The organism is Methylomagnum sp., assembly GCF_054333355.1.
In genome coordinates this window covers 28028-53591 of sequence record NZ_JBTEKS010000001.1, presented here as the reverse complement: position 1 = coordinate 53591, position 25564 = coordinate 28028, and the positions used below count along the sequence as shown (strand labels likewise).

Annotated in this window: 24 protein-coding genes; 12 read left to right on the top strand and 12 right to left on the bottom strand. The window is 59.9% G+C overall.

Annotated elements, in window-relative coordinates:
• Nucleotide 1: 1 nt before the first annotated feature.
• Nucleotides 2-886, bottom strand: coding sequence for an NAD(+) kinase (locus tag ACXWUF_RS00230; RefSeq protein ID WP_458492629.1), 885 nt, complete (start codon nucleotides 884-886; stop codon nucleotides 2-4).
• 231 nt (nucleotides 887-1117) lie between these two features.
• Here ACXWUF_RS00230 and hrcA point away from each other — a divergent pair, with 231 nt between their 5' ends.
• The 6 genes from hrcA (at nucleotide 1118) to ACXWUF_RS00200 (ending at nucleotide 7523) form a co-directional block, all read left to right on the top strand.
• Entirely contained in the window at nucleotides 1118-2179 is a 1062-nt protein-coding gene (gene hrcA / locus ACXWUF_RS00225; RefSeq protein WP_458492628.1) for a heat-inducible transcriptional repressor HrcA, read from the top strand.
• 122 nt (nucleotides 2180-2301) lie between these two features.
• Nucleotides 2302-2856: a nucleotide exchange factor GrpE gene (grpE, locus tag ACXWUF_RS00220; protein WP_458492660.1), complete on the top strand. Its 555-nt coding sequence runs from the start codon at nucleotides 2302-2304 to the stop codon at nucleotides 2854-2856.
• Nucleotides 2857-2972: 116 nt separating this feature from the next.
• Nucleotides 2973-4904 carry a molecular chaperone DnaK gene (dnaK, locus tag ACXWUF_RS00215; RefSeq protein WP_458492627.1) on the top strand — a complete coding sequence of 644 codons (1932 nt, stop codon included), beginning with the start codon at nucleotides 2973-2975 and terminating at the stop codon, nucleotides 4902-4904.
• A gap of 104 nt (nucleotides 4905-5008) precedes the next feature.
• Nucleotides 5009-6157 carry a molecular chaperone DnaJ gene (gene dnaJ / locus ACXWUF_RS00210; protein WP_458492626.1) on the top strand — a complete coding sequence of 383 codons (1149 nt, stop codon included), beginning with the start codon at nucleotides 5009-5011 and terminating at the stop codon, nucleotides 6155-6157.
• 131 nt (nucleotides 6158-6288) lie between these two features.
• Nucleotides 6289-7101 (top strand): 4-hydroxy-tetrahydrodipicolinate reductase, encoded by an 813-nt coding sequence (dapB, locus tag ACXWUF_RS00205; RefSeq protein ID WP_458492625.1) that lies wholly within the window; start codon nucleotides 6289-6291, stop codon nucleotides 7099-7101.
• Nucleotides 7102-7142: 41 nt separating this feature from the next.
• A complete protein-coding gene (locus ACXWUF_RS00200; RefSeq protein WP_458492624.1) occupies nucleotides 7143-7523 on the top strand; it encodes a clan AA aspartic protease in 381 nt (126 codons plus the stop codon).
• Nucleotides 7524-7569: 46 nt separating this feature from the next.
• Here the strand turns inward: ACXWUF_RS00200 and ACXWUF_RS00195 are convergent, their stop codons facing one another.
• From ACXWUF_RS00195 to ACXWUF_RS00175, 5 genes are all read right to left on the bottom strand, one after another.
• Nucleotides 7570-8349: a tRNA(His) guanylyltransferase Thg1 family protein gene (locus tag ACXWUF_RS00195; protein ID WP_458492623.1), complete on the bottom strand. Its 780-nt coding sequence runs from the start codon at nucleotides 8347-8349 to the stop codon at nucleotides 7570-7572.
• The gene (locus tag ACXWUF_RS00190) at nucleotides 8339-8791 is read right to left on the bottom strand and encodes an AAA family ATPase (RefSeq protein ID WP_458492622.1); all 453 of its coding nucleotides are present in this window, start codon (nucleotides 8789-8791) and stop codon (nucleotides 8339-8341) included. Before ACXWUF_RS00190 ends, ACXWUF_RS00195 begins: the two co-directional genes overlap by 11 nt.
• Before the next feature lie 309 nt (nucleotides 8792-9100).
• The gene (locus ACXWUF_RS00185; protein WP_458492621.1) at nucleotides 9101-10231 is read right to left on the bottom strand and encodes a sodium ion-translocating decarboxylase subunit beta; all 1131 of its coding nucleotides are present in this window, start codon (nucleotides 10229-10231) and stop codon (nucleotides 9101-9103) included.
• 8 nt (nucleotides 10232-10239) lie between these two features.
• A complete protein-coding gene (oadA, locus tag ACXWUF_RS00180; RefSeq protein WP_458492620.1) occupies nucleotides 10240-12018 on the bottom strand; it encodes a sodium-extruding oxaloacetate decarboxylase subunit alpha in 1779 nt (592 codons plus the stop codon).
• A 69-nt stretch (nucleotides 12019-12087) separates the two neighbouring features.
• Nucleotides 12088-12336, bottom strand: coding sequence for an OadG family protein (locus ACXWUF_RS00175; protein WP_458492619.1), 249 nt, complete (start codon nucleotides 12334-12336; stop codon nucleotides 12088-12090).
• A gap of 238 nt (nucleotides 12337-12574) precedes the next feature.
• Between ACXWUF_RS00175 and hemG the strand changes: the two genes are divergently transcribed.
• Nucleotides 12575-13102 (top strand): menaquinone-dependent protoporphyrinogen IX dehydrogenase, encoded by a 528-nt coding sequence (hemG, locus tag ACXWUF_RS00170; protein WP_458492618.1) that lies wholly within the window; start codon nucleotides 12575-12577, stop codon nucleotides 13100-13102.
• Nucleotides 13103-13163: 61 nt separating this feature from the next.
• The gene (locus ACXWUF_RS00165) at nucleotides 13164-14558 is read left to right on the top strand and encodes a ribonuclease J (RefSeq protein WP_458492617.1); all 1395 of its coding nucleotides are present in this window, start codon (nucleotides 13164-13166) and stop codon (nucleotides 14556-14558) included.
• 88 nt (nucleotides 14559-14646) lie between these two features.
• Here ACXWUF_RS00165 and ACXWUF_RS00160 read toward each other — a convergent pair whose 3' ends face one another.
• Nucleotides 14647-15750, bottom strand: a complete 1104-nt coding sequence (locus ACXWUF_RS00160; protein ID WP_458492616.1) for a hypothetical protein — start codon at nucleotides 15748-15750, stop codon at nucleotides 14647-14649.
• 237 nt (nucleotides 15751-15987) lie between these two features.
• On the opposite strand from ACXWUF_RS00160, the gene ACXWUF_RS00155 reads away from it, so the two are divergent.
• From ACXWUF_RS00155 to ACXWUF_RS00145, 3 genes are read left to right on the top strand one after another with little or no spacing between them, the layout of a single operon-like run.
• Nucleotides 15988-16989: a glycosyltransferase family 2 protein gene (locus ACXWUF_RS00155; protein WP_458492615.1), complete on the top strand. Its 1002-nt coding sequence runs from the start codon at nucleotides 15988-15990 to the stop codon at nucleotides 16987-16989.
• A complete protein-coding gene (locus tag ACXWUF_RS00150; RefSeq protein WP_458492614.1) occupies nucleotides 16986-17720 on the top strand; it encodes a class I SAM-dependent methyltransferase in 735 nt (244 codons plus the stop codon). Before ACXWUF_RS00155 ends, ACXWUF_RS00150 begins: the two co-directional genes overlap by 4 nt.
• On the top strand, nucleotides 17717-18229 hold the full coding sequence (locus ACXWUF_RS00145; protein ID WP_458492613.1) for a GtrA family protein: 513 nt from the start codon (nucleotides 17717-17719) through the stop codon (nucleotides 18227-18229). The genes ACXWUF_RS00150 and ACXWUF_RS00145 overlap by 4 nt, the downstream gene beginning before the upstream one ends.
• Before the next feature lie 34 nt (nucleotides 18230-18263).
• Here ACXWUF_RS00145 and ACXWUF_RS00140 read toward each other — a convergent pair whose 3' ends face one another.
• The 5 genes from ACXWUF_RS00140 to ACXWUF_RS00120 all read right to left on the bottom strand — a co-directional run bounded on the left by ACXWUF_RS00140 (nucleotide 18264) and on the right by ACXWUF_RS00120 (nucleotide 24399).
• The gene (locus ACXWUF_RS00140) at nucleotides 18264-19040 is read right to left on the bottom strand and encodes a hypothetical protein (protein WP_458492612.1); all 777 of its coding nucleotides are present in this window, start codon (nucleotides 19038-19040) and stop codon (nucleotides 18264-18266) included.
• Between the two features lie 77 nt (nucleotides 19041-19117).
• A complete protein-coding gene (locus ACXWUF_RS00135) occupies nucleotides 19118-19549 on the bottom strand; it encodes a hypothetical protein (RefSeq protein WP_458492611.1) in 432 nt (143 codons plus the stop codon).
• Between the two features lie 157 nt (nucleotides 19550-19706).
• A complete protein-coding gene (locus ACXWUF_RS00130) occupies nucleotides 19707-20912 on the bottom strand; it encodes a glycosyltransferase (protein ID WP_458492610.1) in 1206 nt (401 codons plus the stop codon).
• Between the two features lie 94 nt (nucleotides 20913-21006).
• Nucleotides 21007-22842 (bottom strand): asparagine synthetase B family protein, encoded by a 1836-nt coding sequence (locus tag ACXWUF_RS00125; protein WP_458492609.1) that lies wholly within the window; start codon nucleotides 22840-22842, stop codon nucleotides 21007-21009.
• A gap of 165 nt (nucleotides 22843-23007) precedes the next feature.
• Entirely contained in the window at nucleotides 23008-24399 is a 1392-nt protein-coding gene (locus tag ACXWUF_RS00120; RefSeq protein ID WP_458492608.1) for a diguanylate cyclase, read from the bottom strand.
• 357 nt (nucleotides 24400-24756) lie between these two features.
• Between ACXWUF_RS00120 and ACXWUF_RS00115 the strand changes: the two genes are divergently transcribed.
• Nucleotides 24757-25524 (top strand): hypothetical protein, encoded by a 768-nt coding sequence (locus ACXWUF_RS00115; RefSeq protein ID WP_458492607.1) that lies wholly within the window; start codon nucleotides 24757-24759, stop codon nucleotides 25522-25524.
• Nucleotides 25525-25564: the final 40 nt, after the last annotated feature.

Here is a 25564-nt window from a genome sequence, read left to right as displayed (position 1 = left end):
ACTAGTTCCGATACCCCGAACTCCAGTTAAGCTTGGCCCTGAGAATTTCAAAGAAGTCGTAATTCAAGGGATGCAGGATTCGGAACGTCTGGCTTTCCTTGCCGATTTCGATCCGGTCGGTGATTTCGACATTAGGGATGGAGACATTGTCACAGATCACCTGGGCCTTGAATTGCTTGCTGGATCGAAACGCGATGCCAATCACGCTGGCGTCATCGACCACGATGGGCCGGTTGGTCAAGGTATGGGGGTTGATGGGCGCCAAGACAATGGCCTTGAGCGTGGGGGAGAGAATCGGCCCCCCGGCGGACAGGGCGTAGGCGGTGGAGCCGGTGGGCGTGGAGACGATCAGGCCGTCGGAGCGCTGGGAATTCAGGAACGCGCCGTTGATGGAGGTTTCGATTTCGATCATGCTGGCCGGATTGCCGCTGCGGACCACCACCTCGTTGATGGCGGTATGCGTATATAAAAGCTTGTCCTCCCGCATGATCTTCGCGTACAGGATGACACGCTCTTCTTCGCTGTACCTGCCATCCAGGATGTCATCCAGATAAATCGCGATGTCATCCGGCGAAATATCCACCAAAAACCCCAAGCGCCCCAGGTTCACGCCAATCAGCGGAATATCGAACTCGGCCAGTCCCCGCGCCGCCGTCAGCAGGGTGCCATCCCCGCCCACCACGATTGCCAAGTCGCAGCCCCGGCCAATCTCGGCGACAGTGCCGGTTTCCGGGGTGGCACCCTTGATGAATGGCGCGGAATCATTTTCAACCACGACCCGCAGCCCACGTCGGGCCAGATGACGGTATAGCTCGGTGAGCGTCTCGGCGATACGCTCGGCGTCGGATTTCCCGATCAGGGCGGCTGTTCGGAATTTTGCTGACATCACTATGAAACGGTTAATTCCCAGATAGTCCGTCGGCGGTGGCCGAACGGACTCCCGAATTTGAGAGATTCTAGAACTCTTCGATCCCTATTCCGGGATGGAATATGGCCTGCCCACGGATTTTGAAGCCTTTTTGCTATGGTATGAGCTTCTTGACACGTTATCTAGGGGTTGATAATTTTTGGCACTCAACGGCCTAGAGTGCCAAGCCCCCTTCCCGCCAGGAAACCCGTGCCCACATACCCCCAGTTGAGTGAACGCGCCCAGCATCTTTTTAAAGTGCTGGTGGAACGCTATATCAACGACGGCCAGCCAGTCGGCTCCCGTGCCCTGGCCCGTGACGCGGGACTCAACCTCAGCCCGGCCACCATCCGCAATGTCATGGCGGACCTGGAAGACCTCGGACTCATCACCGCCCCCCACACCTCGGCGGGCCGGATGCCCACGGTCACGGGCTATCGGCTGTTCATCGACACGCTGCTGACGGTCAAGCCGCTGCATCTGGATGTGATCCGCCAACTCCGCCACGACCTGGACATCCACGACACCCCCGATGATCTCCTGGAAACCGCCTCCCGACTGCTATCCGAGGTCTCCCACATGGCGGGCGTCGTCACCCTGCCCCGCCGCGACAGCGTGTCGTTCCGGCACATCGAATTCCTGCCGCTGTCGGACCAGCGCATCCTGGTCATCCTGGTCACGGACGAGCGGGAGGTCCACAACAAGATCATCCACGCGCCCCGCTCCTTCTCCAGCGCCGACCTGCAAGCCGCCGCCAATTTCCTGAACGCCACCTACGCGGGCAAGGCCATGGAGTTGATCCGCGAAAGCCTGATTCAAGACCTCACCGAGACCCGCGACCGGCTCGGGCAGGAAATCATCGACGCCGCCGCCATCGCCGAACTGGCGCTGAAAGAGGAACCGGAGCCGCGCCGCAAACCCTTCGTGCTGACCGGCGAAATCAACCTGATGGACTTCTCCGAACTCGCCAGCATGGAGCGGCTGCGCGGCCTGTTCGAGACCTTCCATCAAAAGGAAGACATCGTCCACCTCCTCGACCGCTGCATCGAAACCCCCGGCGTGAAGATTTTCATCGGCGAGGAGTCCGGCCACCGGGCCTTCGACCAATGCAGCCTGGTTACGGCGTCCTACTCCATCAACGACCACGCGGTCGGCGTGCTGGGCGTCATCGGCCCCACCCGCATGGAATACGAGCGGGTCATTCCCTTGGTGGATTTGACCGCCAAATTGGTGGGCGCGGCCTTGAATCACAAATCCCTGTCCCCATCTTAGCCGGAAGATTTTTCCGTAATCTTACCCCGCCCATGCGTTCCCGCCGGGGCCGTGGGTTTGCCCCTTATATTTTTCGACTATCCGCAGACCAGGAGCCGCAGTAGATGAGCCAAGACGACGCTTTGCCCGAAGAGGCACTGATTACCACGGACGAGACCCCAGAGAACGTCACCGAGGAACCGGACGTATCGGCACTTGAATCCACCCCCATCGAACAGCTTGCCGAGGAACTGGCGGCGGCCAACCGCAAGGCCGAGGAGAACTGGGACAAATTCGTCCGCGTCCAGGCGGAGATGGAAAACCTCAAGCGCCGCGCCGAAAAAGACCTGACCAACGCCCACAAATTCGCCCTGGAGAAATTCTCCAGAGAATTACTCAGTGTGGTGGACAGCCTGGAACTGGGCCTACAAGCCGCCGCCGGGGAATCGGCGGAAGTCGAGAAGCTCCGCGAAGGCATGACGCTGACCCACAAGCAATTGCTGACGGTGCTGGAGAAATTCAATGTGCGGGGCATCGACCCGGTGGGCGAGAAGTTCAACCCGGATTTCCACCAAGCCATGGCTATGCAGCCCGCGCCGGACGCCGAGCCGAATACAGTCATCAAGGTCTTCCAAAAAGGCTATCTGCTCAACGACCGGCTGCTGCGCCCGGCGATGGTGGTCATCGCCCAAGCCTAGAAAAGCCCACGGGGCCGCGCCGAAAAAACCAACTTGAAATAAACCGGCCCGCCCCCATATCGACCAACAAGCGTAATCACGTCACTCACAAGACCTAGACAAGACTGGAGATTTACATGGCAAGAATCATCGGCATCGACTTGGGCACCACGAATTCCTGCGTGGCGATCCTCGACGGGGACAAGCCCCGCGTCATCGAGAATTCCGAAGGCGCCCGCACCACCCCGTCCATCATCGCGTACAGCTCCGACAACGAAATCCTGGTGGGCCAGTCGGCCAAGCACCAGGCCGTCACCAACCCGAAGAACACCTTGTACGCGGTCAAGCGCCTGATTGGTCGCCGCTTCAAGGACTCGGTGGTGCAGAAGGACATCCATCTGGTCCCGTACAAAATCGTCGAAGCGGACAACGGCGATGCTTGGATCGAGGTCAACGGCAAGAAGATGGCCGCGCCGGAAATTTCCGCCCGCGTCTTGATGAAGATGAAGAAGGACGCGGAAGCCTTCCTGGGCGAAGAAGTCAGAGAAGCCGTCATCACCGTGCCGGCCTATTTCAACGACTCCCAGCGCCAAGCCACCAAGGATGCCGGTCGCATCGCCGGGCTAGAAGTCAAGCGCATCATCAACGAGCCGACCGCCGCCGCCATGGCGTTCGGTCTGGACCGCAAGCATGGCGACATGAAGGTGGCCGTGTACGACCTGGGCGGCGGCACCTTCGACATCTCCATCATCGAAATCGCCGAGGTCGATGGCGAGCATCAGTTTGAAGTGCTGTCCACCAATGGCGATACCCACCTGGGCGGTGAGGACTTCGACCTTAGGATCATCGACTGGATCTGCGACGAGTTCAAAAAGGACAACGGCATCGACCTGCACAACGATCCGCTGGCCCTGCAACGCCTGAAAGAAGCGGCGGAAAAGGCCAAGATCGAGCTGTCGTCCAGCCAGCAGACCGAGATCAATCTGCCCTATGTCACTGCCGACGCCAGCGGCCCGAAGCACCTGAATTTGAAGCTGACCCGCTCCAAGCTGGAAGCCTTGGTCGAGGACTTGATCCTCAACACCCGTGGCCCCTGCCAAACCGCGCTGAAGGATTCTGGCCTCAAGACCAGCGAAATCGACGAAATCATCCTGGTGGGTGGCCAAACCCGGATGCCCAAAGTTCAGGAAATCGTGAAGGAGATTTTTGGCAAGGAACCGCGCAAGGACGTGAACCCCGACGAAGCCGTCGCGCTCGGCGCGGCCATTCAGGGCGGCGTGTTGGGCGGCCAGGTCAAGGACGTGCTGCTGTTGGACGTGACCCCGCTGTCGCTGGGTATCGAAACCCTGGGCGGCGTCATGACCAAGCTGATCGAGAAGAACACCACGATCCCGACCAAGCAACAGCAGGTGTTCTCCACCGCCGAAGACAGCCAGACGGCGGTGACAATTCATGTGCTTCAAGGCGAGCGCGAAATGGCGCGGGACAACAAGTCCTTGGGTCGTTTCGATTTGGCCGACATCCCGCCCGCGCAGCGCGGCGTGCCGCAGATCGAGGTGACGTTCGACATCGACGCCAACGGCATTCTGCACGTCTCCGCTAAGGACAAGGCCACCGGCAAGCAGCAGTCGATCCGCATCACCGCCTCGTCGGGTCTCTCCGAGGACGAAATCAAGCGGATGGTGCAGGACGCCGAGTTGCACGCCGAGGAGGACAAGAAGCTGCATGACTTGGTGCAGGCCCGCAACCACGCCGACGCCATGATCCACGCCGCCAACAAGACCTTGCAGGACGTCGGCGACAAGGCCAGCGCGGATGAAAAGAGCGCCATCGAAGCCGCCGTCAGCGAGTTGAAGGAAGCCATCAAGGGCGACGATAAAGACGCTATTGACAGCAAAGTCCAGCACTTGACGGAGGTTTCCGGTAAACTCGCCGAACGCTTGTACGCCCAATCGGGCGAAGCTCCGGGCGCGGCCCCCGGCGGCGAATCCGCCTCGGCGGGCGGCGGCAAGTCCGCCGACGATGTGGTGGACGCGGAGTTTGAAGAAGTTAAGGAAGACCGCAAGTAACCCCCTTCAAACCGATTGCTAATCGGCAAGACCCCTGTTCCACCGGACCCATTCGCTGACGGTTTATCGCCCGGCGAATGGGGGCCGGTTGCGGATTGAAACACATGGCGAAAGAAGACTATTACGAACTCTTGGGCGTGGCCCGCAACGCGAGCGACGACGAAATAAAAAAGAGCTTTCGCCGTCTGGCGATGAAGTACCACCCCGACCGCAACCAAGACAACCCGCAGGCCGAGGAGCAATTCAAAAAGATCAAGGAAGCCTACGACGTCCTGTCCGAGCCCAAGAAGCGCTCGGCCTATGACCAGTTCGGCCACGCCGGGGTTGACCCTTCCATGGGCGCGGCGGGGGGCCATGGCTTCGGCGGCGAGAATTTCAGCGACATCTTCAGCGATGTGTTCGGCGACATTTTCGGCCAAGGTGGTGGACGGCGGCGCGGGGGCGGTGGCAGTCGCGCTCAGCGTGGAGCCGATCTCCGCTACAACCTGGAAATCACTTTGGAAGAGGCCGTCGCGGGTACCGAGACCAAGATTCGTATTCCGACGCTAGTCAACTGCGACACCTGCGGCGGTACCGGCGCTAAGAAAGGCAGCTCGCCGACCATCTGCCCCACCTGCCAAGGCCACGGCGCCGTCCGAATGCAGCAAGGCTTTTTCGCCGTGCAGCAGACCTGCCCCACCTGCCGGGGCAGCGGCAAGCAAATCAAAGACCCCTGCCGCGCCTGTCACGGGCAGGGCAAGGTGCAGGAAACCAAGACCCTCTCGGTCAAAATCCCCCCTGGCGTCGATACCGGCGACCGCATCCGCTTGGGTGGCGAGGGCGAGGCGGGCGACGCGGGCGGGCCTCCCGGTGATTTGTACGTGCAAATCAGCGTGAAAGAACACCCCATCTTCACCCGCGATGGTGCCAACCTTTATTGTGAGGTACCGATCAGCTTCCCGACCGCGTGTTTGGGCGGAGAATTGGAAGTCCCGACGCTGGACGGCAAGGTGATGCTCAAGATTCCGGGCGAAACCCAGACGGGCCGCTTGTTCCGGCTCCGCAGCAAAGGCGTGAAGCCGGTGCGCGGTGGCCCGGCGGGCGATCTGTTGTGCCGGGTCCGCATCGAAACGCCCGTCCATCTCAACAAGGAACAACTCGATCTCATCCGCAGGCTGGACGAATCCCTGACCGGCGGCGGCAGCCATCACAGCCCCCAAGCGCATGGCTGGCTGGATGGCGTAAAACAATTCTTCGACAAGCTTGGTCTGTAATCTAAAGATTGCTGAAAGCCCGCCGATTATTGTCACGAGCTTAGCATGAGGGGTTTCAAGCGTGGCTCAAACTCACAGTGGGCGCCAAAAGCGCCCACTTTTTTTAACCTTTGGCAAATGGAGAAACCACAATGATCCGAGTCGGAATCATGGGCGCCGCTGGCCGCATGGGCCATGCGCTGCTTCGCGCCTGCTTCGCCACCCCCTCAATGGTCCTGAGCGCCGCCGTGGAACGGGCGGGTAGCCCAGCGGTTGGTGCCGATGCCGGCGAAGTGGCGGGCTTTCAAAAGCTGGATATTCCGATCATCGACGATTTAGCCATGGCCATCAATGACTTGGATGTGATCGTGGACTTCACCCGCCCCGAGGCGACCCTCGCTACGTTGGAACTTTGCCGACAGCGCGGCAAGCGCCTGGTGATCGGCACCACTGGCTTCACCGCCGAACAGCGGGCAGAAATTGACCGGGCCGCCCAGGACATCCCCATCATGCTGGCCCCCAACATGAGTGTCGGCGTGAACCTGTGCCTCAAGCTGCTGGAAATCACCGCGAAGGTCATTGGCGAGACCACCGACATCGAAATCATCGAAGCCCACCACCGCCACAAGGTGGACGCCCCGTCCGGCACCGCCCTGCGCATGGGCGAGGTCATCGCGGCGGCATTGGGTAGAACGCTGGAAGAAAACGGCGTGTTTTCGCGTCAAGGCCACACTGGCGAGCGCGATCCCAAAAGCATCGGCTTTTCGGTCATCCGCGCCGGGGACATCGTGGGCGAACACACGGTCATGTTCGCGGACGAAGGCGAGCGCATCGAGATTACCCACAACGCTTCCAGTCGCATGACCTTCGCCAAGGGCGCGATGCGGGCCGCTGGCTGGCTGATGGAGCGGCCGGCGGGGCTATACGACATGCAGGATGTGTTGGGATTGAAGAATTTCGGCTGATAATTTTTACCCGACACTGACTTTTAAGGAGCGCACAAACCGTGGGACTCACTTACGCGAATGTCGAAGTCGAAAACCTGTTTTCGCAACACCGCATGGCTATCCGCGCCTTGGTGGATTCCGGCGCGGTGTTCATGATTATTCCCGAGCATATCGCGATCCAATTGGGATATGACCTTGAGGAAGTGAGTCGGCGGGAAGTGATATTGGCGGACGGCACGCGGAAAAGCGTCCCGATGGTCGGGCCTTTGCGGGTGCATTTCGCGGGAAGGTATTGCGATTTATCCGCCTTGGTATTCGGCGATGAGCCTTTGTTTGGCGCGGTGCCGATGGAAATGATGGATTTGGTTTTGCATCCGGCGACGCAAACCCTTTCGGTGAATCCGGCCAGTCCGTTTGTGCCGGTGGCTTTGGCGAAATAACCGCCCACACAACTTCGCATCCCGCCATTTTTCCGGTGCCGCCCCCTCAACTTGGCGCGACTCTTACAGGTCGCCCAAAGTCAATCGGATGAAATCCCCGTAAGCGTCCTTCATGGGCAACTCGTGGTCCACCCGCAACCGCCGCCGCTCCGCTTGCACGGGGGGCATCGGTGCGGGGGTCTTTGGCGTCGGCCAGATAGGTTTTCCAGTAAACGCCGGTGCCCCGGCGCTGCCAGGCGGACAGTTCGTTGAAATTGATGCCCCGTGAGAACAGCAGTTCGTTTTTGCTGGGGACGGACATTTTCAGGAGATGGCTGGTTGCGGCCCGGGCGTCTTGGCCTTCCTTGCGCAGGGTCCAATAGCAGTGCGCATTCAGTGCGTTCCGATGGGCGTCCTCGCTGCGCCAGCGGAAGTAATCGACCACCAGTTCCGGGGTCGGTAGCTGCGAGACGCGGCAATCGAAACAGCCCACATCCCCGAGCAACAGGGAGAACTTGGCACTCGCCTCGCCGGCCAGGATGGTTGTGATCTTGCGCAGCTTGCGCCCGAACGAGTTCTCGGCGCGGTGCAGCAGCAGGGAGATTTCGTCGCTCTCGGTATAACCATAAATGACGCGGAATCCCACGTTCATGAGGTGCTTGACGGTTTCCACCATCAGGTCGCGGAACCGGGTGTCGAAGGGGCTTTCGAAGCGATGGGTTTCCTTGGTGAGCCGCGTGAAGCTCCGGCCATCGAGCCGCGCCACCATGTAAAGCTCGGGAAGCACGCAGTGGTCATGGGCCGTCTCGAAGATCCGCATCTTCTTGTCCAGATCATCAAATTTCATGGCACCAATCCTTTATTTCGAAATCGTGGGTGGCCTCGATCAGCCGGACCAAGAACAGCCGGTGGAAGCCTTCGGAGAGGCTTGGAAGCTCCAGCCGGGCGCTGGCGCCCCGGACGCCCTTTTCCGGTATCCGCTGTGGGTCCGGTCGCTGGGCGTTGCGGCGCAAGGTGTCCTGCATACGGGATTCAAAGAAGTAACCCACCACCGTGAAACCGGCATCGAGCGCGGCGGAAATATACACGGCCCGGTCGGCGCGGGTCGGATTAGTGTTATCCACGACCACCCGCTGCTTGGCCGTTAGGCAGGCGTTGAACAGAATCCGTTCGCGGTGCCGGGTGCGGAGCATGTCGAGATTCAGGCGGATGTGCGTGTCCGCGAAGCGTGCCCGGTAGAAGGAGGATTTGCCTGTGGCCTGAATGCCGATGAAAAGGATGAATTCCATAGTAGTCCGCTACGGCTGAAATGGGCGCGGCAAGTTTGCAGGTCTAGCATCAGCCCTTTCAAAGTGCAAGAATAGAGCTTCTAAATCAACGACTTGCAAATACCATTTTTCTGTACCGAAGCGTAAGGCGCTGCCAACATTGACACGGGCCACAGCAAAATCATGGGCTTACATAACCCGACTTCGTTAGCCCGGTAAACCACTTTGAAAGGGCTGAGGTCTAGCATGTATTCCCATGTCCGACGTTTGCGGTGCGGACAGGTAATGTCGGGCATGAGTACATGCCCGACCTACGTCACTTCAAATACCCTACCGCACCAGCGCCAACAACACCCCCGCCGCCACCGCCGACCCAATCACCCCGGCCACGTTCGGCCCCATGGCGTGCATCAGCAAGAAGTTATGGGGATTGGATTCCTGCCCCACCTTGTTGGCGACACGGGCCGACATCGGCACCGCCGACACGCCCGCCGCGCCAATCAGCGGATTGACCTTGTTGTCGGGCGTGATGATGTTCATCAGCTTCGCCATCAGCACCCCGGACGCGGTGCCAAAGCTGAACGCCAACGCGCCCAGCACCAGAATGCCGAGCGTCTCGGGCCGGAGGAATTGGCCAGCGCTGAGCTTGGACCCCACCGACAGCCCCAAGAAGATCGTCACCACGTTGATGAGTTCGTTCTGGGCGGTCTTGCTCAGGCGTTCCACCACGCCGCATTCGCGGATCAAATTCCCCAAGCAAAACATGCCGATGAGCGGCGCCGCCGAGGGCAACAGCATCGCGCTCAAAATCAGCAGCACGCCGGGGAAAATAATCTTTTCTATGCGGCTGACGTGACGGAGCTGCGCCATTTCGATCAAGCGCTCCTCCGGCGTGGTCAGGGCGCGCATGATGGGCGGCTGAATGAGCGGCACCAAGGCCATGTAGGAATAGGCCGCGACCGCAATCGCCCCAAGCAAATCCGGCGCGAGCTTGGATGCGACATAAATCGAGGTCGGCCTGTCCGCCCCGCCGATGATGGCGATGGCGGCGGCGTCCTTGAAGGTGAAATGCAGCCCCGGCACCAGATTAAGCGCCAGCGCCCCCAGCAATGTGCCGAAAATGCCGAACTGCGCCGCCGCGCCCAGCAGCAAGGTTTTCGGGTTCGCCAGCATGGGGCCGAAGTCGGTCATCGCCCCAACGCCCATGAAGATCAACAGCGGAAAGATACCCGCCTTGATGCCGAGATAGAGATAAGCCAGCAGCCCGCCCTCGTCGGCGATGCCCGCCACCGGGATGTTGCTCAGCACCGCGCCGAAGCCGATGGGCAGCAACAGCAGCGGCTCGAATTCCTTCTTGATCGCCAGGTATAGCAGCAGGAAACCCACCGCCATCATCATGACCTGGCCGGGCTGAAAGTTGGAGAGGCCGGTGCTTTCCCAGAGTTGAATCAAGGCTTCCATCACTCACCTCATTCCAGTTCAAGCAGGACGTCTTGGGCGGCGACGGTATCGCCGACCTTGACGGCGATATTCGCCACCACGCCGCCATGGCGGGTGCGGATTTCGGTCTCCATCTTCATGGCCTCCATCACCATCACCACCGCGTTGGCGGCGACGTGTTGGCCCTCCTTGACCAGAATGCGCAGGATGTGGCCGGCCATGGGCGCCTTGACGGTTTCGCCGCCCACCACGGTGGCGGGGCGGACCACCGGCACGGCGCCGACGGCGGGCGTCACATCGACCTTGTAATCATGGCCGTTGACCGACAGCACGCCTTCGTTGGCCGCGTTGACCCGGTAGACCCGGCCATTCACGGTGACATCGAATTCGGTCGCCGCCGCCACCTTGACCTCGCCACTGGCGGTGGGCGCCGGTTCAAAGGCGGATGCGTTGCCCCGGTTTTGCAGGAATTTCCAGCCGACCTGGGGGAACAGCGCGTAGGTCAGCACGTCATCCACTTCGTCGCTCGCCAGGGTGACGTTCTCGGCGGCGGCTTTGCTGTGGACTTCCGCCGTCAGCTTGTCCATCTCTGGCTCCAGCAAATCCGCCGGGCGGCAGGTGATGGGCTCGGCGCCTTGCAGGGCACGCTCCCGCAACTCGGCGTTGACCGGGGCGGGCGTCGCGCCGTATTCGCCCTTCAACACGCCCTGGGTTTCCTTGGTGATGGTCTTGTAGCGCTCGCCCATCACCACATTCATGACTGCCTGGGTGCCGACGATCTGCGAAGTGGGCGTGACCAGCGGGATGAAACCCAAGTCCTCGCGCACGCGGGGGATTTCTTCCAGCACCGCGTCGAACTTGTCCAACGCGCCCTGTTCCTTCAACTGGCTTTCCATATTGGTCAACATACCGCCGGGCACTTGGGCCACCAGAATGCGGCTATCCACGCCCCGGAGACTCCCTTCGAACTTGGCGTACTTCTTCCGCACCTCGCGGAAATAGGCGGCGATTTCTTCCAGCAGCAGGAGGTTCAGGCCGGTGTCACGGGGCTGGCCTTCGAGCGCAGCAACTACCGCCTCGGTGGCGCTGTGGCCGTAGGTCATGCTCATGGAGGAAATGGCGGTATCGACGTTGTCTATCCCGGCTTCCGCGCACTTGAGGATGGTCGCGGTGCTGAGTCCGGTGGTGGCGTGGGATTGCATGTGGATGGGCACCGCCACGGCTTCCTTCAGGCGGCTGACCAGCTCGAAGGCCACGTAGGGCTTGAGCAGCCCCGCCATGTCCTTGATGGCGATGGAGTGGGAACCCATGTCCTCCAGCCGCTTGGCGAGATCGACCCACATGTCGATGGTGTGGACCGGGCTGACGGTGTAGGAAATCGTGCCTTGGGCGTGCTTGCCCACGGCGATGGTGGCGCGGACGGCCTGCTCGAAATTGCGCGGGTCATTCACGGCGTCGAAGATGCGGAACACGTCCACGCCGTTGACGGCAGAGCGCTCGACGAACTTATCCACCACGTCGTCGGCGTAATGGCGGTAGCCCAACAAGTTCTGGCCGCGCAGTAGCATTTGTAGCGGCGTGTTGGGCAGGGCTTGCTTGAGGGCGCGGAGGCGTTCCCACGGGTCTTCGCCCAGGTAGCGGATGCAGGCGTCGAAGGTGGCCCCGCCCCAAGCTTCCAGCGACCAGAAACCAACCTGGTCCAGCTTCTCGCAAATCGGAAGCATGTCCTCGATGCGCAACCGGGTTGCCAGCAAGGATTGATGCGCGTCGCGAAGCACGACGTCGGTGATGCCTAAGCGATTGGCCATCGAATGGACTCCTTATCTTTTATGATCTTTAAGAGCTTTATGTCTTGATCGGGATGCGTGCCGGGCGGCTCAGCGGTTCCGGTGGCGATGGATGGCCGCCGCGATGACAGCCACCACGTCCGCTTCGCTGAGGCCGGAAGCGGTGCCCGCGCCCGCGCGGGCCGGGAGCGTCTCGGGTTCTGGGTTATAGCGTCGCAGCAGCTTGGCGGTGATGCCGATGATCCACACCAGCAGGGCCAGGAAGAGATATACAATGCCCATGCCAATCAGCATGAGCTTGCCGCCGGACAGCAGAAGATCAGGAAGCGTGGGTTCCATAGCGGGTCAAACCTCCGGGCAAAACTCTCGAATGAGGAATACGTAAACTTCCGCATAATAATGTGCGGGGTTCGGAAAGTCGAACCGGGATTGTTTCCTGAATGGCGTAGTCAGTGGCTTGTAGAGACAGCCACGGGCGGATTTTGAACCTATAACGCTCGTAGTCCCGCCTTCAAGCGGCTCTTGCTGCAATGGCGGGACCACGAACCCACGCACCAAGCGGGCGCGTCGAAACACCATGACCAACATACTCATCATCTATTCCACCACCGACGGCCACACCCTGACGATTTGCCATCGGCTGCAACAAACCATTGAATCAGCCGGGCACTCAGTCGTCCTAGCCCCCATTGAGGAAGCCACCAGGCTTGACCTTTCCCGCTTCGATCAAATCGTCATCGGCGCGAGCATCCGCTATGGCAAGCACAGCCCGCACGTCGTCGATTTCATCCAGCGCCACGCGACCACCTTGGATGCCAAGCCCAACGCCTTCTTCTCGGTCAATCTGGTGGCCCGCAAGCCCGGCAAGAACCAGCCGGACACCAACCCCTATGTGCGGAAATTCCTCAAGCGCATTCCCTGGCACCCCAAGGAACTGGCGGTGTTCGCGGGCAAGCTGGATTATCCGAGATACGGCTTCTGGGACCGCTCGATCATCCGGCTGATTATGTGGCTGACCGGCGGGCCGACCGATCCCGCCACCGTGGTGGAATTCACCGACTGGAATGACGTCGAAGCGTTCGGGCGACGCATCGCCAAGCCATGAAGCCCGCCACCGACGCGGGCGTTTCCCCGTGACGCCGGAACCTTGAGCCATCGAATCCATCATGCAATCCATCCACCCAGCCACCAACGAAGTCCTGTTCCTGCCCCTCGGCGGCACCGGCGAAATCGGCATGAACCTCACCCTGTACGGCCACGATGGCGCCTGGATCGCCGTCGATGTGGGCCTGACCTTCGGCGATGACGATTTCCCCGACCACGACGTGCTGATGGCCGACCCGGCCTTCATCGCCAACCGCCGCGACCGCCTCGCGGGGATACTCCTGACCCACGGCCACGAGGACCACATCGGCGCCCTCCCCTATCTATGGACGCGCCTGCGCTGCCCCATCTACGCCACGCCCTTCACGGCGGCGCTGGTGCGCGCCAAGCTGGCCCGCGCCGGACTCGACGACGCGCCCTTGATCGAGGTGGAAATCGGCCAGCGGGTGGCGGTCGGCCCGTTCACGGTGGAATACATCGGCATGACCCATTCCATCCCGGAACCCAACGCGCTGTTGCTCCAAACCCCGGTCGGCTCGGTGCTGCACACCGGCGACTGGAAGCTGGACGACCGCCCGGTGATTGGCAAGAGCTACGATCATCGGCGGCTGCACGCGCTGCAACGGGAGCCGCTGCTGGCGGTGGTCTGTGATTCCACCAACGCCGTCGTGCCCGGCCACACCGGTTCGGAAAGCGGCTTGTTCGAGCCGCTGCGTGAGGTGGGCAAGCAGGCGGCGGGACGGATCGTCGTTACGTCGTTCGCTAGCAATGTGGCCCGGCTGGTGACGCTGGCGCGGGTGGCGCAAGTGCTGGGGCGGCGGTTCGGCGTGGTGGGGCAGGCCATGGAACGCATGGTGGCGGTGGCCCGTGGCCTCGGCTACTGGCCGGAGGCGTTGCCCGCCCTGGTGGATGGCCGGTTTCTGGGGCATCTGCCCCGCGAGGAAGTGTTCGCCGCCTGCACCGGCAGCCAGGGCGAGCCGCGCTCGGCCCTGACCAAGCTAGCGGAGGACCGCCATCCCGATTTGCTGCTGGACCCCGGCGACATGGTGATTTTTTCGTCGCGGATGATCCCCGGCAACGAGCGTCCGGTGGAGCGGGTCCACCAGCGGCTGCGGTCGCTGGGCGTGCGGCTCGTCACCGACCACGAGGCCCACATTCATGTGTCGGGCCATCCCGCCCAAGACGACCTGCGGCGGCTGTATGGTTGGGTGCGTCCGCCGCTGGTGATTCCGGTCCACGGCACGCCCCGGCATTTGGCCGCGAATGCGGAGATTGCGCGGGACTGCCATGTGCCCGAGGCGCGGGTGGTGCAGAACGGGGATGTGTGCCGACTGAGCCAGTGGGGTTTGGAGCGGCTGGGGCAGGTCGAGACCGGACGGCTGTCATTGCAGCCCGATGGTCGGCTGATGCGGGTGTCGGACGAGGTATTGAGGAAGATGCGGGCGGGGGTGCATTGAGTTACTGGATTAAGGGCCATATGCGCTGAGGCACGAAGCGCATCATCCCACCCCGCCCGATGCGCCTCCTTCGTCTATGCTCCCCCGCCTAAAAGGGATTTATCCGGGATAAAGACTTAAGCGCTTTACCCCATGCCTTGAGCTTATAATAAACCTTAATATAAAAGCCAAATTTACTATAAATACCGTGCAATAAGGTTGTGACTATTGATATAGCCCGCTCCAAAGTCAACCCTTCATAAGGCTCCCAAGCCTCATCAACACTGGGCCATGGCTCATAAAACAAGCGGCCATCCGCCCTCCCTAAATAGGTTCTAGCCACTTGCTGATTGGAATGCTCATACTTATTCAATATCTCCAGCCGCTCGGCGGGGGACAGAATGGAATGCGATTCAAACGGCTGGTTCCGATAATGGTCATATAAAATCCTATAGACAATATTATGCAGCCGGTGATTCACGCTGTCCTTATCGCCATCTTTATTCAAAGACAACAGGGATAAGAACTCCGCCGCATCGCGGGACAGCCCCGTATTAGCGTTTTCATTCTCCGGCAATGTCGGTTTTCCCGGCCAATCCACCTGGATGGTTTTGAGGAAATCCGACAACACCCCGTCGCTCATTTGTCGCTTCTCATAGGGGCGCACAATAATGTTTTCGCGCCCGAAGTGCCGCGCCCACGGCAGAAGCAATACATCCCAGTCGGTTAGCCGCCATCCCCCCCACATCGCCTCGTGGGTGGATAACGATTCGATAATCCGGTGGGAAGACGTGAATTTATGGCCCCATTGCTTCCATGCCGATTCCAAATGATGATCCTGCCTTCTGACATAACAAATGACCTTAATATCGGCATCCAGTTTTCCCGCTAATTCCCCCATCCGCTCATGCCAATTCACCAGGAAGCCCTCATGGCTTATCACGATTGACTTGAGGGATTTGCGCTTGCAGTATTCAATGCAGCCCGCAAGGATATTAACGTCGTCAGAACCATCGCTATTCTCAAAATAGCTTCCCTGCCACCGCCGTTGGCGGTCTCGCCAGCGCTCAAAAAAACTTCTGTCATCAAGCTTGGGGTATAAAACCCCAAACTCCTTCACTAGCCTTGAGGCGTTTTGCTCAAGGAATCGCTGTAAGGCTGTCGTACCCGTCTTGGTGGCTCCGATATGCAAATATAAGGTTATTTCACTCATTTAATGTGTGCGTGGTTTTGTAAATTCAATCTACGCTGGCTTCGAGAATGGCTTGAAGCAGGGCCGTTCAATACTCCGACACGGAAACCCAGCATTGAACAGCCCTGCCCTACCCCCAAAGCCGTAAGTAACTCAACCGGGTACTCCCCATTCCCCCTATGATTTAAAGTTCCCGGACAGGAAAGGTGCCCCCATGGCCCATTATTATTCCGACACATCAGGCAAGGAGGCCCGCCCATGGCGACCATTTCACTCGTCGTTCCCGTCTATAACGAAGTCGCGGCCATCCCCCGCTTCCTCGCCGCCATTGACTCCGTCCTGGGGCAAATGGCGGGGCACGACCTCGAATACCTGTTCGTCAACGACGGCAGCACCGACGGCACGCTAGATTATCTGATCGAAGCGTCGAAAAAGAATCCCCGCCTCGTCCTCGTGGACCTGTCCCGCAATTTCGGCAAGGAAGCGGCCCTCACGGCGGGCTTGCAGGAAGCCAGCGGCGACGCGGTCATCCCCATGGACGCCGACCTGCAAGACCCGCCCGAGATCGTGCCGCGCCTGGTGGCCGAATGGGAAAAAGGCTTCGAGGTGGTCCTCGCCAAGCGCTGCGACCGCACCTCCGATTCTTTCTTAAAGCGCAAAACCGCCACGTGGTTCTACCGCATTCACAATCTCGTGTCCGACTCGCGCATCCCGGAGGACGTCGGCGACTTCCGCCTGCTCGACCGCAAGGTGGTTGACGCCTTGAAGCTCTTGCCCGAGCGCCGCCGCTTCATGAAGGGGCTGTTCGCCTGGCTGGGCTTCCGCACCAAGATCATCGAATACATCCGCCAGCCCCGCGCCGCGGGCGAGACCAAGTTCTCCGGCTGGAAGCTGTGGAATTTCGCCCTGGAAGGCATCACCAGCTTCAGCACCATGCCGCTGCGGGTGTGGACCTATCTCGGCCTGCTGGTGGCGGCGGCGGCGTTCGGCTATCTGGCCTTCATCGTGGGCCGCACCCTGGTGTCCGGCATCGACGTGCCCGGCTACGCCTCGCTGCTGGCGACGGTATTGTTCTTGGGCGGGGTGCAATTGATCGGGGTCGGCGTGCTGGGCGAATACGTGGGGCGAATCTATATGGAATCCAAACAGCGGCCCGTCTATCTGGTGCGGGCCAGATATAAGCGCGGGGTGGAACTGGAAGGCCGCCGGGGTCCGCTCTACGTCATCAACGACCGCCGCCGCCAGGAGGCCGCCCGATGAATCCGGCGGCTTACGAAACCATGGCCCGCACCGAGGACCAGCATTGGTGGTACGTGGGCCGGCGGCGGATTTTGGCGGAAGTGATCGAGGGCTTGGCACCGAAACCCGCCGCCCGCATCCTGGAAATCGGCGCGGGCACCGGCGGCAATCTCGCCATGCTGAATCGCTTCGGCGAGGTCAGCGCGGTGGAACTAGACGATTACGCACGGGCCAGGGCGGCGGAAAAGACCGGCATTCCGGTGCGGAAAGGCTATCTGCCCGATGGGCTGCCTTTCGCAGGGCCGAGCTTCGACTTGGTGTGCCTGTTCGATGTGCTGGAACACATCCCGGATGACGTGGCCGCCTTGCGTGCCTTGCGCGGCTTGATCCGGCCCGGCGGCCAAATCCTGCTGACGGTCCCGGCCCACGCCTGGCTGTGGAGCCGTCACGACACCAACGTCCATCATTACCGGCGCTACAACGGGCGGACGCTGCGGCAATGCGGCGAGGAAGCGGGGCTGCGGATCGTGCGGCTGTCCTATTTCAATTTATGGCTGGCGCCGCTGGCCGTGGCGGCGCGGCTGGTGGATCGGCTGCTGCCCCGCGAAAGTGGCGGCAGTCTGGGCGAAGAGTTGCCCGCCGGGCCGATCAACCGAGTCTTTCTCGCCTTGTTCGGCAGCGAGGCCGCGTTGCTGCGCCGCTTTGATTTGCCGTTTGGCATTTCCTTGCTGGCGGTGCTTGAGGCCGCGTGAACCGGCCACTCATCAAGCGGGCCGTCCGGTTCGGCGTGTCGGGCGTGTTCGTCACCGGCTGCCATTCGGCCTACGCGGTGACGGCGATTGAACTCAATGGCTGGACGCCGCCCACCGCCAACGGCTTCGCGTTCACTTTCGCCACCCTGGTTTCGTATCTGATAAACACCCGCTGGAGCTTTGCCTGCCAGGCATCGAGCCGGACTTTCCTGCGCTTCTGGATGGTGTGCGGGGTAGGCCTGATGCAATCCATCGCCCTTTCCACCGCTGTGGAACAGGCCGGGTATTCGTACCCGGTCGGCATCGGACTCATCGCCCTCACCGTGCCGCCGGTCAGTTTTACATTGCACTCGTTGTGGACTTACCGGGGCGTGGTTCCCGTGGCGGCGGTGCCCGTCATCGTCCCAACCCGCCCGCCATGCCCGTCGGCCCGCGCCAGGATCGGGGGGAAGCTTCATCCCAAATCCCAGCGGGGACGGCGCAGGCCGTATCAGCGGTTTTCGCGGTAACACTCGAGAATCCACCGTTCAGGTAACGCCAAATTTAACGGCGAGTTTGCGGGTCAGTTGGAATGTATTGCTGAGCTTCTGCATCCACCCGTCCTGAATGCAACTCTTTCGCCAACTCAGCATAACGACTGCTTGGAAGATACCTATCAAGTTGAGGGATTGCCTCTGACTTTAACCATTTGGCTAAATTGCGCAGGCTAAAGGTATTTAAAGCCAAAGCGGCTTGTTCAGTTAAGCTTGGAATTTTACCAAAAGGATCACCTTGCTGATGGGCATAAGTGGTAATATCTTCAATAAAAGTAAGTCTTAGCATAATCAACGACCACGCAGTCATATCTGTTTGCCGAGATAGCTGAGTTGCGCCAACGCTCCGCAAATCTTCAACTTTAATTTCTGGTATATTTGTTAGTCTCCGACGACTCCACCAATACAAATGCAACCCACTAGTCCACCTTCCGTTTTTTGATATGCAGTTATTGATATAACCCCGGCCCAAACTAAGCATTGCCAGCTCTGCTCGGGCACCGGGCGTGGCTTTTAACTGCGCTAATGATTCTATGGTTGAACCGAGTTCACCGTAATCTGTAACCGCATCAGCGACAGAATCCTTCTTTAGTACTTCAATATCTTCATTGTTGTCAGAAACATCGCCATCATAGGCTTTACCATCAACGATGCGGCCAACAAACTCAATAGAATAATGTCTCTTATGAATTTCAGATATTTCTTTTGCCCGACCAACGACGAGGTCTTTTCGGAGATGCAAACCGCATGTGCTACTATCTGGAACATTTAGAATCTTTTTGTGCAAAGAACAATAACCTATGGGCAAGCCTAGTGCCCCGTATTGGAGACCGTTAAACCAGCAATTCTGACAGGAGTGAAGTTTCATGATTTTAAAAATATTTTCTTTGTTACTTCAATTGGATTGTTAACCTCTCGAAAATCCAACAAGTGCTCACCCCACTGCTCCACGTACCGGCGGGCTTGCATTACTTCGAATGCATTTGGCCATTTAGCTTTCCCTTTCCCGTTGCCTTTCATTGACGACAATAGCTCGTCACGACTAATGTGCCTGACGGATTCCTTCTGAGCCAATTTTACGAATGTCTGCCAAACAGCCCCATCTGAAAAGCTTTCAGCAAGCTCATACTCTTCTGATGTAGATAAATATGGTGTTTCTCGACCTGGCCCTTCAAAATACATTATGTGTCGAACAATAGAATCATCTGCTGTTGGATTCGGGATGCACACAGAGTTCTTAGCATCACCCCGGTATAGCGGGTCTTTACTCACTTTCCATTTCTTCTTAGCTGTCATTTTATTTTTTGTTTCGAGTAAGCCAAAGGTAAATTATGAATCTTTGGGGAGAAAGGGGTAGTTTAACGCGATTCGGTATCACAAGATGCATTAGTCCAGAAAATCTGTCCTTCCGGCAAGGATGCCGAAATGGCGGGGCTTATCACTCAAGAAAAGATTAGTAACCCTCTTTCATCAACCGCCCAAACTCCCCACGCAACACCGCCACCCGCCCCTCCCAACCATTGGCCTTGGCATAGTCGATAATCGCCGCCCGATCCCAAGTCGTGGACAAGGCCCGGTCCAAAGCGCCCCGTAACGCCTCCGGCTCGCCGAAGGGCACGACCAAGCCAAGCTCGTCCCGGCCCACCACTTCCCGATTGCCGCCCACGTCGTTGGTAATCACCGGCAAGCCGCAGGCCATGGCTTCCAGAATCACATTGGCCCAGCCCTCGTTGGACGTGGCAAGCACGAACACATCCGCCGCCGATAGTGGTTCCTTCAAGGCGGCGGACGGCATCGCGCCGAGAAACCGCACCGCATCACCTAGCCCCAACTCCGCCACCTGCCGCCGCAGACGCCCGGACCAATCCCCCTCCGGGCTGGCCCCGCCCACCACCAGATAACAAAGCGTCGGATATTTGCGACGCAACTCCGGCAGCAATTCGATGACCCGGTGAAAGCCCTTGCGCTCCACCAGCCCACCGACTGTCACCAGCGCCAGCGCATCGTCGGGAATGCCCAGCGCCCGGCGGGCTTCGGCTTTGTCCAGCGGGTGGAAAACCGCCGTGTCCACCCCGTTGCCGACCACCCGGATTTTCGAGGCGTCCGCCCCCAGTGCCGCCATGTGCTGTTTCAACGAATCCGCCACCGCGAACACCCGCCTAGCCCCGGCCAGGGCCGCGAGCATCAGCTTCCGGTGTGGCGCGGATTTCGCCATGGGGACTTCGGTGCCGCGCAGGGTAATGGTGACGGGCAGGTTCAGCCAGCGGCCCAAGCGCATGGCGGCGTAGCCGTCGGGATAGGCGAAATGGGCGTCGATGAGGTTGTGCCCGTCCCGCTTCAGGCGGCGCAGCAGCGGCCAACAGCACAGCGCCATGGAGAGTCCATCCAGCCTGCGGAACAGGCCGGGCACGGCGAGGAAGCGCGGGTAGTGGACCTGAAAGCCGCTCTGCGTTTCGAGCTTGGCGGGCAGGGGCCGGTAATGGGGCTTGAAGCGGCGGATCAAGCCCTGGAATGGGAACCAAGGCACCGGCGACACCACCACCAAGGGCAGATGCTCGCCCACCCGGAACATACGCTCGCGGATGAAAACGCCCGCGCTGGGACGGGCGGCGCTGGGGAAAAGGGAAGAAAAGACGATGAGTTTGGGGTTCTTGGACATGGAAAGTTCAGTGCAAGCATGGGTGGGAGTGGGCTTTTAGCCCACGGCCCGGCTGTCGTGGGCTAAAGCCCACTCCCACAAAATGAAAGACACGCTAGGCAGATTTGCCCGCCTTCGCCGCGAACCACAATTCCAGCATCATCAACATCCAGATCAACTCCCCGTAATACGAGGCGTGCCCGGAGCGGTGCATGGCGATGGCCTGGTCGAGGAAATCGGCCCGGAAATAGGATCGGCGCTTGAGCGCGTTCACGCTGTCGTAGGCCAGTTCCCGCAGCGGCGCGTGGTCCTTGAGCCAGATGCCGAACGGCAGGCCGAAGCCGTGCTTGGATTTCTTGAGGATGGCCTCGGGCAAAAACCCGGCCATGGCCTGCTTGTAGAACCAGCGCAGCCGCCCCCGCCTGATCTTGAGCCGGGACGGGACGCGGCAAGACAGGTCCACCACGTCGTCGTCCAACAGCGGATAAGCCACCCGCACCCCGGCCAGTTCGCACATCTTGTTGACCTTCACCAAGTCGTTGTCGTGCAGGGTGATCTTCCAATCGAGGTACAGCATCCGGTTGAGGGCCGACGCCTGGGGCGGGCGGTGGTAGCTCCCGCGCTGATTCGCCAGCGGCGCGTCGCCATCCACCCCGTCGAGGAAGTCCGCCGCGAACACCTCGGCCAGCTTGACCCGGTGCAGGAAGTTGTAGTCGTGCAGCCGATCCGGCAGCGGCACCTTGGCCTGTTCGATGTAGCGGGCGATCTTGCGGACGGGGAAGCGCTCCATCAATCCCGCCGGCAGTCCCCGCAATCCAGCTTCCAGCCCGGCCCGCGCCCACGGCGGCAGCGCGCCGTAGGGTTCAAACATTTGCTGCTTAACATAGCGCTCGTTGCCGCCGAACAACTCGTCGCCGCCGTCGCCGCCCAGCAGCACGTCGATGCCATGCGCCTTCGCCAGCCGGGCGCAGAAATACGTGGGCAGCGCCGACGAGTTGCCGAACGGTTCGTCGTAGGCGGCGGCGATTTTCGGGATGGCGGCGACGGCGTCGTCGGGGCTGAGGTAGAACTCGTGCTGGCGGGTCTTGAAGTGCCGCGCGGCGAGGCGGGCGTAGGCCATTTCATCGTAGCCCTCCACCGGGAAGCCCATGGAGAAGGTCTCGGCCCCGTCCGGCTTGACCCGCGCCAAGGCACCCGCCACGGTGGAACTGTCCAGCCCGCCGCTGAGGAACGCGCCGACTCTCGCGCCGCCGTCGAACCGCGCCACGGCACCGAAGATCGAAGCGCGGAGTTGTTCGGCCAATGCGTCTTGCGATCCGGCTTGCTCGTCGAATTCTGGTTGCCAATAGCGCGTCAGGCGCAAGCCGCCGTCCCGGTAAATCAGGCATTCGGCGCCGTCCAGCTTGCGGATGTGCTTATAAATGGAACCGGGGCTGGGGCAGTGGTGGGAGTAGACGTAATCGAACACGGCCTGCGGGTCGATTTCGCCGCTCACGCTTGGGTGCGCCAGCACGGCGTCGGCGCTCGATCCGAACACCAATCCGGCGGCGGTGCGGGCGTAGAAAAGATGATGCTGGCCGATGCGGTCCAGCGCCAACAGGACGGTGTTCCGGGCCGGGTCGATGACGGCGAGGCTGAACGCGCCGAGCAGTTCGCCGCACAAGCCTTCGCCCGTGCGCCGATAGGCTTCGGCCAGCGCCACCGCGTGGCCGTGCGACTTGGCGAGGTCCGCCAGTCCGGCATTTTTCCAGCGGGGAAAGCCGATGATGGCGGCGAGTATTCCGCCTTCGGCGCGGTGGGCTTCTCCACCGAAGGCGGCGCAGAGGCTTCCTTCCGATTGGGCGGAGGCCAGGGTTTCCCGGAACAGGACGCCCTCCCCCACCGCGTCCAGCAGGCGTTCCAGCCGCTCCGCGCTGAGGGAAGGGTCGTGACAACCGAACAGTAGGGCCATGGGTTGCTCCTTGTTGTGGGCGGCGAAAAGTGGGGGATTGTACTGGCGGGGGTGGGGATGGGGAATGGCGGGTGGATTTCCGCCAGGGCAATCGCGCCATGGATGAAGCGCGGCTTTTGACGATGGCGCGATTGCCCTGGAATTTCCGCAGCGTTCCAATTCAAGCTACGGCTCTGGATGCTCCCATGCCGCAACCACTTGATTGCCTCCTTGCACCGAAGCCCTGACGACCGAGTGTTTCGCTCGCCGGAGTAATTCCATATAGTCTGGATGGCCGTCGTATTGGACGGCACCAATACTCACCGTTAAGCGTATGGCCGAGTCTCCGCGTAGGAAAAACTCATGGGCCATCAGGCGAGACCGGAGCGCGGTGGCGATATTCAAGGTGGTCTCGCGGGTCGTTTCCACGGCTAAGACCAAGAATTCGCTGTTACCATAACGGAATAGGTGATCGCTGACACGGGTGGATTCCAGCATGATGGTCGATACCTGCCTTAGCAGGATATTGTTCAAATCATCGTCCGAGCGCTCCGCGTCGAGTTTGTCGATTCTAACGATGAGCACCCCAAAGGAATGTCCCGATTCCAAATGCTGCTGTTGCTCCCGCATCAAAACCGCCCCCAGGTGAAGCCGACTATATAACCCGGTAATCGCATCAAACCCTTGGTCAATACACGCTAGCCGCTCAAACATATCGTTGAGCATATAGCGCAGCATATTGACAATTCCCCGCAGTTCCCCTATCAGCCGATCCGCGCTGGGACCAAACACCAACCCCACCTTGAACTGGGGAAGAATCGCTTGGTCGATCTGTTCGATACTATCCAGAATGGTTCTAGCCTCGGGCATATCATCGAACAAGACTTTACCCTTGTGCTTAAACCACATTCCAAATTCGGAATTGGCGAGTTTCTCCATATTGGTTGTCCGCCCCGTCATCCGCAGGCGGAAAAGAAAATCGTTGACCCATTCCGACAAGGCCGCCCGTTGCCGTTCCCGTTCCACCGAAAGATTTTGGCGAGTAGCGGCTATTCGATACGCTTCGTCGCCCCGCGCCTCTTGTTGCAAGTCACAGGCGTAAGCGCTCATCAGCAAGCCCTCGGCCAGACTGAGCAGTTCAAAAACATAGATTTGGGCGGCGAAAAAATCCTCGGTACTAAGTGGCAATGCCTTAAGCCTTGCGTTAATACTGGCGCGAATAACCCGTATACCCGCACTCAGCAGCGGCGCAGGCAGTTTGATCCGGGCGTGAATCGCACCGATTTGCAACTGATGCGCTGCCAGCGCTAGAAATTCGTCCTCATTGGATAGGCTGAACAATCGCACCAGCCAGTTCAGCAAGGCGCCACGCAAGCGTTTGTTGACGGTCTCATGCGCTAGGAACGATTTCGCCAAGGGGTCTTTAAAAAGCGCCCTGTAGAATTCGTCCGAAATCGCGGCACCTTCCGCTTGTAGTATCTGATTCAAAGCGTCCCGGATCGTTGGCGAGATTGATGTAAATATTTTTCGCCAGGCTTCTACCGCATAGGTATCTACCAGTGTATTGATTATTGGCATAGTTTAAATCCCATCTACCTAATAGGGTGTACCCCGTTAAAACCATGCAATCAGGCTGGGTTTCTATATAACCGCGGATTTCACCTGGGATGCAGCCATATCATTATATGCCATGGACAATTATTTGCTTTTCGATAGCCTAACCTCAGGATCGTTGCGCGAGCAGACGGTAAACCGACCGGGAAAACCGGCTAAAGCCTGTCCTGAGCGGAGTCAAAGGGGCGGGACTACGAGCGTTTTTGTCAGGTGGAAAACCCTTAACTTAATGGCGGTGTGCCACCGCATGGGGAATTCAGACTATCTCAATGGCATACTTGCACTCGCTTCGGCGGTTTCCGTCTCACTAATCTTTCAGCCATGCAAGCATTCAAGCCCCGCCCCGCCTTGTTCCTAACGCTGTTCCTCGCCCTGAGCCTTTCCGGCTGTGTCTGGCTGCGGCTCCTGGAAATCAAGGGTCAACTGGCCGACTTCGATAACCATGTCCGCGTCGAAGTCGCCGACCGGCATTTCATCCTGCATTTGCACCACCCAGTGCTGACCAGCGAGGACTTCATGTACCTCACCAAGCTGCGGCCCAGCCGGAGCGAGACGCTCCCCCAAGGCCACCGGGACTTTCTGGATTTCCGCATCGACCCCGCCGCGACCAAGAAGCAGGCCGCCAAGACCATCAGCTTCGCGCTGAGCTACAGCCCCGAACACAAACTGGCCGCGTTCGACTTCTCCCCCCTATTTTTGGAAATGGCCCCGCCGATATTCCTGGAAGCCTCGATCCGCGCCCTGGGCAGCGCCAAAGTGGACCAGGGCAAGAAGCAATTGAAGGTCGATCCCGGCGATTTGCCCAAGCTGTCCGCCCAATTGCCGCACCGCCAGGACATCCTGAATGTGATGGGACCACCGGCGGAGGATTTCCCCCACGAGGGTCTAAGAATCTTGCTGTACCGCTTCAAGGCGGAGGCCGAGCCGGTCGAGCCGGACTACGAGAAGCGCCGCTTGGCCGAGGCCAAGCTGTTCTTCGATCCGGCCACCGACGAACTGGTCCGCCTGTCCGGCAAGTTCGCCGGGTTGAAGCTCGCCATCGACTACCGGAAATTCACCCAGCCCAAGGAGTCGGGCGCGAAGCCCTGAGCCGCTGGCATAGGATGTGCGTTTTGATGGCAGTCTTTCA

Bases quoted from the DNA above. Each gene is read 5' to 3' on its own strand.
- dnaK (WP_458492627.1), top strand. From the start codon at position 2,973: ATGGCAAGAATCATCGGCATCGACTTGGGCACCACGAATTCCTGCGTG.
- ACXWUF_RS00135 (WP_458492611.1), bottom strand. From the start codon at position 19,549: ATGACAGCTAAGAAGAAATGGAAAGTGAGTAAAGACCCGCTATACCGG.
- ACXWUF_RS00175 (WP_458492619.1), bottom strand. From the start codon at position 12,336: ATGGAACCCACGCTTCCTGATCTTCTGCTGTCCGGCGGCAAGCTCATG.
- ACXWUF_RS00165 (WP_458492617.1), top strand. From the start codon at position 13,164: ATGCAATCCATCCACCCAGCCACCAACGAAGTCCTGTTCCTGCCCCTC.
- ACXWUF_RS00150 (WP_458492614.1), top strand. From the start codon at position 16,986: ATGAATCCGGCGGCTTACGAAACCATGGCCCGCACCGAGGACCAGCAT.
- ACXWUF_RS00115 (WP_458492607.1), top strand. From the start codon at position 24,757: ATGCAAGCATTCAAGCCCCGCCCCGCCTTGTTCCTAACGCTGTTCCTC.
- hemG (WP_458492618.1), top strand. From the start codon at position 12,575: ATGACCAACATACTCATCATCTATTCCACCACCGACGGCCACACCCTG.
- ACXWUF_RS00130 (WP_458492610.1), bottom strand. From the start codon at position 20,912: ATGTCCAAGAACCCCAAACTCATCGTCTTTTCTTCCCTTTTCCCCAGC.
- ACXWUF_RS00190 (WP_458492622.1), bottom strand. From the start codon at position 8,791: ATGGAATTCATCCTTTTCATCGGCATTCAGGCCACAGGCAAATCCTCC.
- dnaJ (WP_458492626.1), top strand. From the start codon at position 5,009: ATGGCGAAAGAAGACTATTACGAACTCTTGGGCGTGGCCCGCAACGCG.
- oadA (WP_458492620.1), bottom strand. From the start codon at position 12,018: ATGGCCAATCGCTTAGGCATCACCGACGTCGTGCTTCGCGACGCGCAT.
- ACXWUF_RS00195 (WP_458492623.1), bottom strand. From the start codon at position 8,349: ATGAAATTTGATGATCTGGACAAGAAGATGCGGATCTTCGAGACGGCC.
- dapB (WP_458492625.1), top strand. From the start codon at position 6,289: ATGATCCGAGTCGGAATCATGGGCGCCGCTGGCCGCATGGGCCATGCG.
- ACXWUF_RS00120 (WP_458492608.1), bottom strand. From the start codon at position 24,399: ATGCCAATAATCAATACACTGGTAGATACCTATGCGGTAGAAGCCTGG.
- ACXWUF_RS00185 (WP_458492621.1), bottom strand. From the start codon at position 10,231: ATGGAAGCCTTGATTCAACTCTGGGAAAGCACCGGCCTCTCCAACTTT.
- ACXWUF_RS00160 (WP_458492616.1), bottom strand. From the start codon at position 15,750: ATGAGTGAAATAACCTTATATTTGCATATCGGAGCCACCAAGACGGGT.
- ACXWUF_RS00155 (WP_458492615.1), top strand. From the start codon at position 15,988: ATGGCGACCATTTCACTCGTCGTTCCCGTCTATAACGAAGTCGCGGCC.
- ACXWUF_RS00125 (WP_458492609.1), bottom strand. From the start codon at position 22,842: ATGGCCCTACTGTTCGGTTGTCACGACCCTTCCCTCAGCGCGGAGCGG.
- ACXWUF_RS00230 (WP_458492629.1), bottom strand. From the start codon at position 886: ATGTCAGCAAAATTCCGAACAGCCGCCCTGATCGGGAAATCCGACGCC.